This is a genomic window from Undibacterium cyanobacteriorum (assembly GCF_031326225.1).
Taxonomy (GTDB): Bacteria; Pseudomonadota; Gammaproteobacteria; order Burkholderiales; family Burkholderiaceae_D; genus Undibacterium; species Undibacterium cyanobacteriorum.
This window is the reverse complement of sequence record NZ_CP133720.1, coordinates 2,015,765-2,028,730: the sequence shown is the minus strand read 5'-3', so window position 1 is coordinate 2,028,730 and position 12,966 is coordinate 2,015,765. Positions and strand designations below refer to the sequence as shown.

Annotated in this window: 13 protein-coding genes; 6 read left to right on the top strand and 7 right to left on the bottom strand. The window is 47.0% G+C overall.

The window, feature by feature from the left end:
- Nucleotides 1–6 precede the first annotated feature (6 nt).
- The 6 genes from hisS to ndk form a co-directional block, all read right to left on the bottom strand.
- Nucleotides 7–1,365 carry a histidine--tRNA ligase gene (gene hisS, locus RF679_RS08440; RefSeq protein ID WP_309483764.1) on the bottom strand — a complete coding sequence of 453 codons (1,359 nt, stop codon included), beginning with the start codon at nucleotides 1,363–1,365 and terminating at the stop codon, nucleotides 7–9.
- Nucleotides 1,366–1,418: 53 nt separating this feature from the next.
- A complete protein-coding gene (gene ispG, locus RF679_RS08435) occupies nucleotides 1,419–2,651 on the bottom strand; it encodes a flavodoxin-dependent (E)-4-hydroxy-3-methylbut-2-enyl-diphosphate synthase (protein ID WP_309483763.1) in 1,233 nt (410 codons plus the stop codon).
- Nucleotides 2,652–2,688: 37 nt separating this feature from the next.
- Nucleotides 2,689–3,702, bottom strand: a complete 1,014-nt coding sequence (locus RF679_RS08430; protein ID WP_309483762.1) for a RodZ domain-containing protein — start codon at nucleotides 3,700–3,702, stop codon at nucleotides 2,689–2,691.
- Nucleotides 3,695–4,489 carry a type IV pilus biogenesis/stability protein PilW gene (gene pilW, locus RF679_RS08425; RefSeq protein ID WP_309483761.1) on the bottom strand — a complete coding sequence of 265 codons (795 nt, stop codon included), beginning with the start codon at nucleotides 4,487–4,489 and terminating at the stop codon, nucleotides 3,695–3,697. The genes RF679_RS08430 and pilW overlap by 8 nt, the downstream gene beginning before the upstream one ends.
- Nucleotides 4,486–5,643 carry a dual-specificity RNA methyltransferase RlmN gene (gene rlmN, locus RF679_RS08420; protein ID WP_309483760.1) on the bottom strand — a complete coding sequence of 386 codons (1,158 nt, stop codon included), beginning with the start codon at nucleotides 5,641–5,643 and terminating at the stop codon, nucleotides 4,486–4,488. Before rlmN ends, pilW begins: the two co-directional genes overlap by 4 nt.
- A gap of 75 nt (nucleotides 5,644–5,718) precedes the next feature.
- Nucleotides 5,719–6,144: a nucleoside-diphosphate kinase gene (gene ndk, locus RF679_RS08415; protein ID WP_309483759.1), complete on the bottom strand. Its 426-nt coding sequence runs from the start codon at nucleotides 6,142–6,144 to the stop codon at nucleotides 5,719–5,721.
- A gap of 376 nt (nucleotides 6,145–6,520) precedes the next feature.
- On the opposite strand from ndk, the gene RF679_RS08410 reads away from it, so the two are divergent.
- The 6 genes from RF679_RS08410 (at nucleotide 6,521) to RF679_RS08385 (ending at nucleotide 12,187) form a co-directional block, all read left to right on the top strand.
- On the top strand, nucleotides 6,521–7,153 hold the full coding sequence (locus tag RF679_RS08410; RefSeq protein ID WP_309483758.1) for a response regulator transcription factor: 633 nt from the start codon (nucleotides 6,521–6,523) through the stop codon (nucleotides 7,151–7,153).
- Between the two features lie 192 nt (nucleotides 7,154–7,345).
- Complete coding sequence (locus tag RF679_RS08405; protein ID WP_309483757.1) at nucleotides 7,346–7,720, top strand: response regulator; 375 nt, start codon at nucleotides 7,346–7,348, stop codon at nucleotides 7,718–7,720.
- 53 nt (nucleotides 7,721–7,773) lie between these two features.
- Nucleotides 7,774–8,640: a Crp/Fnr family transcriptional regulator gene (locus RF679_RS08400; protein ID WP_309483756.1), complete on the top strand. Its 867-nt coding sequence runs from the start codon at nucleotides 7,774–7,776 to the stop codon at nucleotides 8,638–8,640.
- 48 nt (nucleotides 8,641–8,688) lie between these two features.
- Nucleotides 8,689–9,528, top strand: coding sequence for a universal stress protein (locus tag RF679_RS08395; protein ID WP_309483755.1), 840 nt, complete (start codon nucleotides 8,689–8,691; stop codon nucleotides 9,526–9,528).
- Between the two features lie 223 nt (nucleotides 9,529–9,751).
- Nucleotides 9,752–11,713 carry an MASE3 domain-containing protein gene (locus tag RF679_RS08390; RefSeq protein WP_309483754.1) on the top strand — a complete coding sequence of 654 codons (1,962 nt, stop codon included), beginning with the start codon at nucleotides 9,752–9,754 and terminating at the stop codon, nucleotides 11,711–11,713.
- Nucleotides 11,714–11,851: 138 nt separating this feature from the next.
- Entirely contained in the window at nucleotides 11,852–12,187 is a 336-nt protein-coding gene (locus RF679_RS08385) for a flagellar basal body rod C-terminal domain-containing protein (protein ID WP_309483753.1), read from the top strand.
- Between the two features lie 6 nt (nucleotides 12,188–12,193).
- Here RF679_RS08385 and RF679_RS08380 read toward each other — a convergent pair whose 3' ends face one another.
- Nucleotides 12,194–12,949, bottom strand: a complete 756-nt coding sequence (locus tag RF679_RS08380; RefSeq protein ID WP_309483752.1) for a sulfite exporter TauE/SafE family protein — start codon at nucleotides 12,947–12,949, stop codon at nucleotides 12,194–12,196.
- Nucleotides 12,950–12,966 lie beyond the last annotated feature (17 nt).

Here is a 12,966-nt window from a genome sequence, read left to right as displayed (position 1 = left end):
CTTCTATTAATGATGAATGTGAATATGATTTGGATCGTTGCACTGCCCTTCCTCATCTGCGCCAACTATTTGATCGAGCAAATAATCAACCGCCGACAAAAACGGAACAGTCACTTGGTTATTTTCAAAGTCTCCTCCGCGCAGATCCTTCACGCAGACAGTCTCATTTTTTGCTTCGTCTTCGCCAATAATGACCGCGTAAGAAGCACCACTAGAATCAGCCTTCTTCATTTGGGATTTAAAACTTCCCATACCACTTGCTGACGCGCAATGTAACACAACATCTAGACCTGCATCACGCAATCTTTCACCGAGCACGAAGGCTTGCATACTCGCATCTTCACCTTGATGAACCAAATAAACGTCACACAGGCTCGCGTCCTTGCCGTCGCCATTTGCCCTCATGAGCTCCAACAAGCGTTCGACGCCCATTGCAAAACCACACGCGGGCGTAGGTTTTCCGCCGAAAATTGAAAATAGCGTGTCGTAACGTCCGCCGCCGCAAACTGTACCTTGCGAACCCAGCTCGTCAGTGACCCATTCAAACACCGTTCTATTGTAGTAGTCCATCCCGCGCACCAAGCGAGGATTGATCGTGAAGGGAATACTGTTATGACGCAATATCTTTTGCAATCCTTCGAAGTGAGAGCGCGATTCCTCACCCAAGAAGTCAATCAGCTTCGGCGCATTCGCAGCCATTTCTTGCATCTTCGGATTTTTAGTATCAAGAATGCGCAAAGGATTTGAATACAAACGACGCTTTGCCTCCTCATCCAAAATATCCTGATGCTTTTCGAAATAGGCAATCAATTCTGCACGATGGGCACGCCGCTCTTCGGCGTCACCAATAGAGTTGATTTCCAAACGAATATTTTTTAGCCCCAAATCATCCCATAGACGTTGACACATCACGATCAATTCAGCATCAATATCTGGACCGGCAAAACCCAAGGCCTCTGCGCCCACTTGATGGAACTGACGATAACGTCCGCGTTGTGGCTTCTCATGACGGAACATCGGGCCGTTATACCAGATTCGCTTAGGACCATCGTATGTGATGTTGTGCTCAATCGCCGAACGAACAATGCCAGCGGTGTTTTCTGGGCGCAATGTTAGCTTATCCCCATTCATCGAATCTTCGAATGAATACATCTCTTTTTCGACGATGTCAGTAACCTCGCCCAAGCCACGCGCGAAGAGCGGCGTCGATTCCACAATGGGCGTCCGCATTTGCTGGAAGCCATAGCTCTTCAGCACCGATTGGACGGTATTCTCAAACAACTCCCAAAGAGCGGACTGCTCGGGAAGAATGTCATTCATCCCTTTGATACCGACAATCTTTTCTATTTTTTTCTCTTGGCTCATGTGTGCCTATCCATTCCTCATTTTTTCATCGCGACATTGATTTCGACTTACGATTATTTAGAAGCCGCAGTACCGTAGTTTGTTTTCACGTAATCAAGCACGATCTTTTGGAACTCCTGCGCGATACTCACGCCACGCAAAGTCATCGCTTTGGCACCATCAATGAATACTGGCGCTGCTGGAGACTCGCCTGTTCCGGGCAAACTAATTCCAATATTGGCGTGCTTAGATTCACCGGGGCCATTCACGATACACCCCATGACCGCCACATTCATATTCTCAACACCTGGGTATTGTGTCTTCCAAGTCGGCATCTGCTCTCGCAGGAAGGACTGTATTTGATCAGCGAGCTCTTGAAACACCGTTGATGTAGTTCGTCCGCATCCCGGGCATGCGATCACCATAGGCATAAACTTTCTTAAGCCCATCGTTTGCAAAATTTCTTGTGCAACAAAAACTTCTTTGCAACGATCACCACCCGGCTCTGGTGTTAAGGAGATGCGAATCGTATCACCAATGCCCTCTTGCATCAAAACCGATAATGCCGCTGTCGAGGCAACAATTCCTTTACTTCCCATCCCTGCCTCGGTCAGACCAAGGTGCAAGGGATAATCGCAACGTTTTGACAGCTCACGATAGACTGCAATCAAATCTTGAACACCTGATACTTTGCATGACAGGACAATCTTATCGCCTGCTAGCCCCAGCTCTTCTGCGCGTTGCGCACTCTCAATTGCTGATGAAATCAATGCCTGATACATCACAGTTTGAGCATTCAAAGGCTGCGCGCGGCGAGCATTTTCGTCCATGATGCGCGCCAACAAGTTCTGGTCCAGACTCCCCCAATTTACGCCGATCCGCACAGGCTTATCAAAGCGACAGGCGATCTCTATCATTTGGGCGAACTGCGTATCTCGTTTTGCACCTTGCCCAACATTTCCTGGATTGATGCGGTACTTTGATAATACCTGCGCACACTCGGGATATTCACTCAACAGAGTATGCCCGTTATAGTGAAAATCACCAACCAGCGGCACATCAACTCCCATTTTCTCTAATTGTTCGCGAATATCAGGAACAGCCTTTGCTGCCTCAGGCGTATTCACAGTTATTCGGACAATCTCTGAACCTGCTCGAGCCAATTCTTTAACTTGAATCGCAGTTGCAATCACATCCGCAGTGTCCGTGTTCGTCATCGATTGAACAACCACTGGGGAGCTACCACCAACGCGTACAATTTTTGAGCCATTTGTAATGCTCACCGTGCGAGTTGCACGCTTAGGCATAGGCCCTGACTCTATATCTGCATCATCAAACATCGTCTTATTTCACATTGAGGTTTGCGACTTTACTGTCACGCTCAGTGACAACTGGCAAAGGATTCCCGCGCAATATCGCTTCGACATCCGCAGCGTTGCCGATTTTTACGAATAAGCCTTGCTTCACATCGAAGCTCTCTTCCGCGCCAGCACGTACCATGCGGGAAGTAAGAACCGCTCCACCGTTCGCTTTTACGAAAAGCCAAGAGTCATGCTTAAAACGCAAAACGAGCTTATCATTCGTCGAGTTGGTTTGGGCTGCACTTGTTTGTTCAGGCACTACGGAGCTTGTCTTCGGAGCCTCATCGACGACCTTGCTCGCCACATTTTCAATGGCAGCGCTTGTACCGCTAGAAACGACTGGCAACGATGCTGTTGATGCTGTCGCGTCTTGAGTTGCGCTTGCAACAGAATTCACTTGAACCATACTCGCACTTTGGACTGCCAGCGGGGCACTTCCCGCGGCGGCTTGAGTCAGGTCTGGCGAGACAGGAACTGACACGGTCGACACACCTTTCGATTCAGAGCCAATGAGCTTCGCCACCAACTGTTGCCCGAAATCAGTGCGTTGGATTACCAAAGTCAGGAGAGCGAGAATAAGCAAAACCAAAATCCCGACCACGTAACGCTTATTATTTTCCTGAGACCCAGTCAAACTCATGCGCGGTTCAATAAATGGCGTCGCAAGCGCTGGTCGCAATGAGGTCTCCAAGGCGACCGCATCAGCATCTTGCGGCATCAAACTCATTAACTCCGCTGCATCAATTCTCAGCAGCTTCGAGTAGGCACGAACAAATCCACGCACAATCACCAGCTTCGGTAACTTATCAAACTGATCCGACTCTAAAGACACAATTTGCGATTGCGAGAGCTTTAACTGTTCCGCCACATATTGCACGGTCCATCCACGCTGTTCACGGAAATAAGCAAGTCGCTTACCTACAGACATTGAGTCAAATTTTGGCAAACTTGAAGGCTCAAACTCTTGGCCCATCTGCTCTTGTGAATTATCACTCATTAAAGGCGCCCTTCTGGAACATTGCGTATTCTTTCGAATTCGGATGACGGCGACGCAATTGCGTACCAAGTCCTGCAACCGAATTTTGATCACCTAACTTCGTATCAATCTTGATCGCCAGCCAAAGTACATCGGCAGCAAAAATTTCTTCCTTTAAAACTCGCTGAATATACACCCGAGCCTTATCGTATTGCGCTTTGTCGTAATACACTTTAGCGAGGTTCGCGTTCGCCGACGGATTATTCGGCTGCTCTTGAACAGCAAGCTGGAAATATCGCTCAGCATTGCGTATATCTTTCAAACGCAAACTGCAAACACCAGCGTTAATCATCGCCTTTTCTGGCGTTGCATACATTTTGTCGTTGTAAACTCGCTCAAACAAGCCCACCGACTCTTTTTCACGGTTGGTTTGACACAAGAACCACGCATAATTATTAAGGATATCCGAGTTCTTCGGCTCCAACTTCAAAGCTTGCTGAAAGTTCTGCTCCGCATGCTCATTATCGGCCATATCCATTTGAATCAGACCACGCAAATTGTAAGCGCTCGCAGTATCTGGCGCGATCAACAGCACCTGCCTCACTTCCTCCAAGGCAGACTTCAACTGACCTGCTTGGTAGTATTCAACTGCCAATTGCAATCGAAGGCTGACACGACGTCGCAAATCCGGACTATCCGCCGCAGCTCGCGCATCACTGGCGCTCACGAATTTTTGACTCGAACAAGCTGTCAACATCGATACAGAAAATGCGATCACAAATGAAAAGAAGCATGCACGAACTTTCATTTTTTAATCTCCACAATTTTTCCGAAATTGGGACCAAACTTCTTCTGATATTCCGCCATTTGCTGCATGCGCTCTTGCACACGCGTTCTATCCTGCACCTCACCTGCCAACTGGCCACACGCTGCATCAATATCATCACCGCGCGTTTTACGCACCGTCGTAACAATACCTGCGTCCATCAAAATCTGCGCAAAAACCTTGATACGCGCATTCGGCGAACGCTTCAAGCCAGACTCAGGAAAAGGATTAAAAGGGATTAAATTAAATTTACATGGAACCGTTTTGACCAACTGCACCAACTCACGAGCATGCTGATCAGTATCATTCACACCGTCCAACATGCAATACTCAAAGGTAATGAAATCACGTGGCGCATAGTCAAGATAACGTCGACAAGCATCCATCAATTCGTGCAAAGGATATTTTTTATTGAGTGGCACCAAGCCATCGCGCAGAGCATCATTCGAAGCATGGAGCGAAACTGCCAAAGCCACTGGGCACTCTTTCGCCAACTTATCAATCATTGGCACCACACCGCTAGTCGAGACCGTTACGCGACGGCGAGAGAGCCCATACGCATTATCATCCAACATCAACTTCAAAGCAGTTACTGTCGGCTCAAAATTCAACAGTGGCTCACCCATCCCCATCATCACGACATTGGTGATTTGACGTTCACCTTTGGGACCAGGCTCGATGCCTTTTGTGCGACGTAGTTCAAACTCCGCCATCCACAATTGTCCGATAATCTCAGACACACTGAGATTTCGATTAAAACCTTGTTTGCCAGTCGAGCAAAAACGGCAATTTACCGCACAACCAGCTTGCGTGGACACACATAAAGTTCCACGATTTTCTTCTGGAATAAAGACGGTCTCAACCGCATTTCCATTTCCAACATCAACCAACCACTTGCGTGTACCGTCCGCTGAAGTATGATCACTGATCACTGCTGGCGCGGTAATGGTGGCACGACCCGAGAGCTTCTCGCGCAAAGACTTGGCGAGATCGGTCATTTCACTAAAATCTTGCGCGCCGAATTGGTGTATCCAGCGCTGCAATTGTTTCGCACGAAACGGCTTCTCACCTAGCTCGCCACAATACGTGACCAACTGTGCAGGATCAAAATCCAATAAATTAGTGAGAGCCGTCATGTGCATTTTTCTTTCAGACCCCACCGCCAGTTACGCAAGTAGGGCAATCAAAATTAACCAAATAAACCCAAAGAATTAACGGGAATAGATGTTCAAAGCTGGGAAGAAGTAAGCGATTTCAACTGCGGCTGTTTCAGGAGCATCAGAACCGTGCACAGCGTTAGCATCGATAGATTCAGCGAAATCAGCGCGGATTGTGCCTTTTTCTGCTTTCTTCGGATCTGTTGCACCCATCAAATCACGGTTTTTCAAAATCGCGCCTTCGCCTTCCAACACTTGCACAAATACTGGACCGGAGATCATGAAATCAACCAAATCTTTGAAGAATGGGCGTGCTGCGTGAACAGCGTAAAAACCTTCTGCTTCAGCGCGGGACAATTGTGTCAAACGTGCTGCAACAACTTTCAAACCTGCGCCTTCAAAGCGACTGACGATTTGACCGATAACATTTTTTGCAACTGCATCAGGCTTAATAATAGACAATGTGCGTTCGATAGCCATCTAAAAACTCCAATAAAAAGAAAGGGTTAAAACAATAAGTCAATAATTCAACTAACCTTAGATTTTACCATGAAACCGCTAACTCTAGGAAACATGTCAATTCTCATAATTATTGATCTTGAAATCTTAATTATTTCTCATTACAACGACATGAAAACTCCAAAAGCATTGCCTAAATAACACGCAAATCAGGCTAGAGTTTCAAACAAATGACTGCACAGCCCTATTTCCATAAGTTCGATCGAAAGCAACATTCACAAACTACAATTCGAAAAGTTCCAGTAGAATGCGGCTGGCAATTCGAATTTCCCAGAATCAATCACCCCTCAAGCTGGTTCGAATTAACCATGATCAGATCAGCGAGCAAAGAAACCCCATGATTCGACTACTCATCGCAGACGACCACACCATCATGCGCGAAGGATTGAAACGCATCCTCGACGGCATCGAAGACATTCAAGTCATTGGCGAGGCCATTGACGGACATGACACCATCACCAAGTTACGCAGCTTGACTCTTGACGTTTTGTTACTAGACCTTTCCATGCCAGGACGCAGCGGCGTTGACTTGATTCATCAAGTTCGCAATGAGTTCCCCAAATTACCTATCCTCATTTTAACGATGCATGAAGAGGAGCAGTATGCGGTTCGCGCGATTCGAGCCGGCGCCAACGGCTATTTGACCAAGGAAAGTGCAGGAACTCAGCTTGTGACCGCTTTACGTAAAGTAGCCTCAGGACGCCCTTACATCAGCATTGAAGTCGCGGAGCAACTAGCAATGTCAGCAATGGCAGGAAGCACCGAAGTACCTCACACCGCACTGTCAGACCGCGAATTTGAAGTGTTTCAGCTTCTCGCAAAGGGTAAATCCATCACCGAAATTGGTGAGCTATTACACCTCTCAGTGAAAACTGTTAGCACCCACAAGACACGCATCATGCAAAAGATGGGCTTAAATTCGATTTCTGAACTAGTCCAATACGCTATCAATCACAAATTGCTGTCCTAGTGTCCCCTCAGCTTTTCCGCAATACAGGCATGAGTCACATTTTCAAACCGATTGATGCTTGTAGGAATATTCCTAATCCAAACCAGCAAAATCCCACATCTCAAATCAGCGAACACTGATTTAAATCAACTCGGCGTCTGAGCATAATGTGCACATGCGAGCAAACGTGTGCCAACTCAAATCAACCACGCCATGAACCTGTTTATTGTCGAAGATTCACTGCTGATCCAAAACCGCTTAGTGCGCTTCATTGAAGAATTGCCTGACGTGGCAATTGTTGGGATTTCAGCCGCGATCGCTGGTGCCTATGACAAGATTGTTGAAGCCCATGCAGACGCGATGATCCTCGATATTCAACTCAGCGATGGTAATGGTTTAGTGCTTCTAAAAAAGATCAAGACTTCCATTCCAGAAGTTCGCGTAGTTGTCTTAACGAATCATTCAAATGAAGCAAATCGCATGCAAGCGATGCGCGCTGGCGCAGACAGCTTTCTCGACAAATCAACCGATTTTGAACAGATCCCAAGCATTTTGCAGAGATGGCAAGTGCAAGGCCCCGCACATTGAAAAAGCTTACCCCCAATTCTAAGTATTCATAATTTCATTTAAGAGGAACCATCATGTCGAATTTATCTACGCTCTCTCAGCCAAAACGTAATGTAGACATCGCCTCCCAGCAGGAGACCGCATGGCGTCAACAAGGCAGCTTGTGGTCCAACCTCCGTCAAGTCTGCGAGTTACTGGCGATCCCAGCTCCCGCCACGGCAGATGATGAAGATACCTTGTTTCAACATGTTCGTTACAAAGCAGGCCAACGCATCCATCGTATTGGTCAAGCATTTGACACACTTTATATCGTCAACTCTGGCTTCGTAAAGACACTCCACATTGATGAATTCGGCAACGAACAAGTCTTGAGTTTCCCAATGAAAGGGGACATCTTAGGCATCGATGGGATTCATAAACAACATTACGCATCTGAGGCGGTTGCTCTATCAGATTGCGACATGATCCTAGTGCCTTACAAAACTTTCGCCGCCCTTGGTCGCATTCACTGCGAACTCGAACAAGCCATGTTCAGCGTCATGAGCCGCGAAATCGTCCGTGAACAGATGATGATTAGCATGCTCAGCGCGCTCTCTGCCGAAGCAAAAGTTGCACGCTTCCTTACCAATCTCGGCGAACGTTTTAGCCAAATGGGTTATTCAGGTCGCAGCTTCAATTTGCGCATGACGCGCCAAGAAATTGGCAGCTATCTTGGTCTCACATTAGAAACTGTCAGCCGCACATTATCCGCATTGAATGAATTGGGTATGATTTCTGTGGAACAGAGAGAAATCAATCTTCTCGACACTGCAGCTTTAAAATCTTTGCGTCGTCTACCTCCTGCAAAAGCTCGCAATAAAGTCGCCGAAAAAGTGACAGCACTAGTCAACAAAAATTTGCTACCACAGTGGAATCCAGAGCTGAGTACTGCAATTAACTAAACGCATTTCAACTTCTCGATAAGAGCATTTTTCGATTAGGAGTGAAACATGAGCTTTAAGAATATCTTGGTGCATGTCGATGATTCATTAAGAGCAAGCGCGCGCACAAAAATCGCACATGAACTCGCCATGACTTTTAATGCCCATCTGATCGGGATTGCAGTCACAGGTATTTCACGATATGTCTTTGAAGGCAGTGATTTCAGTATCAGCGACCCAAACATTGGCTTACATCTCAATGATCTCCACAAGCGTGCCGAATCTGCTATCAACCGCTTCCAGCATGACTGCGATCGACTCGGCACCTCCAATTACGAATCAAATATAGCCAACGATGAAGCAAATGGTGGCTTAGGATTACGCGCAAGATATTGTGACCTCATCATCATCGGCCAGACCAATCCACATGAACCTTCACCTTCGGTGATGTCTGATTTTCCAGAATTCATGGTGATCAACGCAGGTCGTCCAACCTTATTAGTGCCGTATGACGGCGATTTCAGTAATATTGGAAAACACGTCGTAGTCGCTTGGGATGGTAGCCGTGAAGCTGCGCGAGCGATTAGTGATGCTATGCCTTTACTACGTCAAAGTGGCTGCGTACAAATTCTCATCGTCAACCCCGGCGAAGACATCGAAGCACATGGTGAGGAACCCGGTGCTGATATTGCGCTCTACTTGGCTCGCCATGGCATCAAGGTTGAAGTATGTGTACGATTCAGTAAGAAAAATACTGGTGAAGCCATTTTGCAGCATACACAGGAACTCGGCGCCAGCTTACTCGTGATGGGCGCTTATGGGCACTCTCGTTTCCGTGAAATGGTCATGGGTGGGGTTACCCGCTCTATACTCGAAAACATGAATATTCCAGTTCTGATGTCGCATTAAGACGATGTAACGATTTTATTTTGCAACACGAGCCTCGGCATTCTGCGGATAATTTGCAGAGTGCCTTTTTTTCGTCTCGTAGCGAAAACAGACGGTTCAACATCCTCAATAAAATCAAGCAAGTTAGAAGAAAAAATGGCTTCGCTACACGACAAATTTTATAGTGCAAGAGACCAAAACAAATTAAAATCAAAGCAACTTTGAACATCTTCTATCTACCGCTATGCATGAATACAGCACAGTCCGCGATTTTCGCTACATCGGCATTGCCAGCGCACTTTTGTTAGTGAGTTCAATTTTTCTTTGGCTCAATTACCCCACAGTCTCTAGCTACAGCGTGCCTTATCCACTCGCAATTCACACGGCACTAGAAACAGCAACGATCGTTCTTTTCGTTTCCGTCTTTATAGTTTGTTGGAATGCCTTTGGTGAGCGCAGGAATCGGAGCAGCTTGATTCTGGCTGTTGCCTTTTTATGTGCAGCGGTCCTTGGTTTTTTTCATGCTCTTGTATTCCAAGGAATGCCAGGATTTGAACAAAACAATGCGATGCACCAGTCCTTAAGCTTCTGGCTGGGCTCGCGCTTTATCGTGACGTTCACTTTGTTAGGACTTGCCCTGAAACCGAGTGATAAATTGGTCAGCAATCTACACTCTAGCCTCAGCCTAGTCGTCGGTCTGAGTTTAACGATTGCATTGAGCGTATTGATTTTTACACTACCAGAAGTCCTCCCTTCTACCTACGATACCCAAACTGGGCAAACTAGCTTCAAAATCGCCAGTGAGATTTTGCTGGTTGTTCTTAACCTGATTAGCTCGCTCTACTTCTTCAGGCAAATTCCCGCGTTTAACGGGACTCGATTGAACGATCTCCTCGAATTAAATCGGGGTTATCTATGCTTCGCGAGCTTAATGTTAGCCATCTCAGAAATCTATTTCTCACTCTATCGTTATTCGACAGAGGCATTTGTCTTGATCGGTCATATTTTTCAATTGCTCTCAGCGCTCGCCATTTACCGAGGCATGGTCGCCATCAACATTCATGCGCCATACGCCTTTTTGATCAAAAATACGAGCCAACTACAGGATACCGCCGATGAATTATTGCTCAACAAGCAGCGTTTGGCTGGGGTTATCGAAACAGCGATGGATGGCATTCTCACCGTCGATGACCAATTCAAAATTATCTTAGTGAACCCTGCCGCAGCGCGCGTGTTCGGCTACGAAGTGGATCAGCTTATAGGACAGTCTTTGGATCTCGTGATCCCCATGCGCCACCGAAAAGTGCATACCCAGCATGTGAAAGAATTTGGAAATCATGGCACAACAAGACGCCAAATGGGCACGAGCTTTGAGGATTTTTACGTAACAGGCCTGCACGCCGATGGCAGTGAATTTCCGATTGAAGCCTCTATCTCCAGCTTGGTCGAACATGGTCGACGTTTTTACACTGTGATCTTCCGTGATATTAGCGAAAGAAAAATCGCCAAAGAAAAATTAGCGCAATATCACAATCAGCTCAGTCAACTCTCGGCTGCCCTTCAAAGTATTCGTGAAGAGGAACGTAAACATATCGCCCGTGAATTGCACGATGATCTTGGCCAATTGTTAGCCGCTTTGCGAATGGATCTCTCCCTACTCCAACGCGATCATGCCATGACTGAAAAGTCTCGCTTAACGCTCGGTAGCATGGATCAATTATTGCTCACCTCGATCACAACATTACGCCGTATCGCGACTGATTTGAGGCCACGCGCTTTAGATGAAGGTGGACTCTTTTTTGCGCTTCAAACCTTGCAGAAAGAGTTTGCACAACGTCATGGCGTTAACTGCGAACTCATTGCAGATGAAGAGCAACTCATTTTGGACGACGAAAAAAGTACCGCGATCTTCCGTATCGTACAAGAGTCACTGACGAACGTCGCACGTCATGCGAAAGCGTCTCATGTCGAAATCTATTTCGAGAGAGACAATGAGCTACTTAAACTCCAAATTAAGGACGATGGACGCGGTATTGAAGAAGGTGCGATGAATAAAACACGCTCGTTTGGTTTGGTCGGAATGCGAGAACGGATCAAAGCGATGAACGGGACTTTTAACTTATCGTCAACCGTAGGCAAAGGTACATTGATTGAGGTTGAAGTACCACTCCCCATCGAACACCTTGACAATCCTACACCAAGCTAAAGTTTTCGGAAAAATCCTCGTTAACGATATCGAGAGCCTTTACTGCGGATCTGCATTCATCCGCGCGGCACTCTGTGCACGTGTCTCAGTCTCCACCGAGTTTCGTGATCGTTTTCACCTTGGCGAGGAATTCATATCATGGCTATTTCAGCAATCAACACTGGGCTCTCTGCCATGCGGGCCTATGATACCGCTTTGAGCAGCTCAGCCCACAATATTGCCAACGCAAATACCAATGGGTTTCAACCGCAAAGCGTTCAGTTTCAAGAAGCCCCGAACGGTGGCGTCACTGTCAATATTAGTCAAAAAAGTAAGTCGATGGCAGCGCAAGATCCAGGCAACGCCATCCCCAGCAACACTGACCTCACCACTGAAATCACCGATTCTTTACAATTCAAAATAGGCTTTCAGATGGCAGCGAAACTCGTACAAACTGGTGATGAGATGCTCGACAGCCTGCTCAAAATGCGTTAGAACACATTAAGGCTTGGGAGTGACGCAAAGAAAATCTGGCATGGAGCGCATATCCCAGTAGAACAAGCCAAGCACTGCGATGGTCAACATCGCCAAACCAATTACAATTCGCAATACCTTCAATCCCAGATTAGATCTCCAGCGCATGGCCAGCATTTGTGTCACCAACAAATGAGGCAAAGCAGCGACACCAAAACTGAGCATTAACACAGCACCAGACCATGCGGCGCCGGAAAGAATCGCAAATGGTGCGATGACGAAACTCAGACCGCAAGGTAGACTTCCCCACGCGAGCCCAGTGAGAAACGGATGACGAGACGTTAAATTGAGGCTCGGGCGCAAGATATCTGCCAACGCACCCAAACCACGCGAAACACCGCTTGGCATTTTCAAACTCACGCCGAGAAGACGTAGAGATACCGCCAACAACATCAGGTTGCCAACAATGAAGAGAGCTTGGTGTACGCGCTCATTGTCTAATGCAACAAAATAACTTCCAAACCAACCAAAGACCGCACCAATCACCGCGTACGTCGTCAATCGACCAAGATGCTGCAACAATATAGACTCTTGTTTCGGATCACTATCGATGGCGTGAATTGGAATAACCCGATTCGCTGGCGAAACTGAATTCGCAGTGCCTTGACTCGTAGATGTGGATCGAGCCAACAATTGCGCGATTCCACCACACATCCCGACGCAATGAAAACCGCCCAAGAGTCCCGCCGATATCGCTGCCATCCACATCGACCAAGTAATCATGGATTCAAAGACTCGTT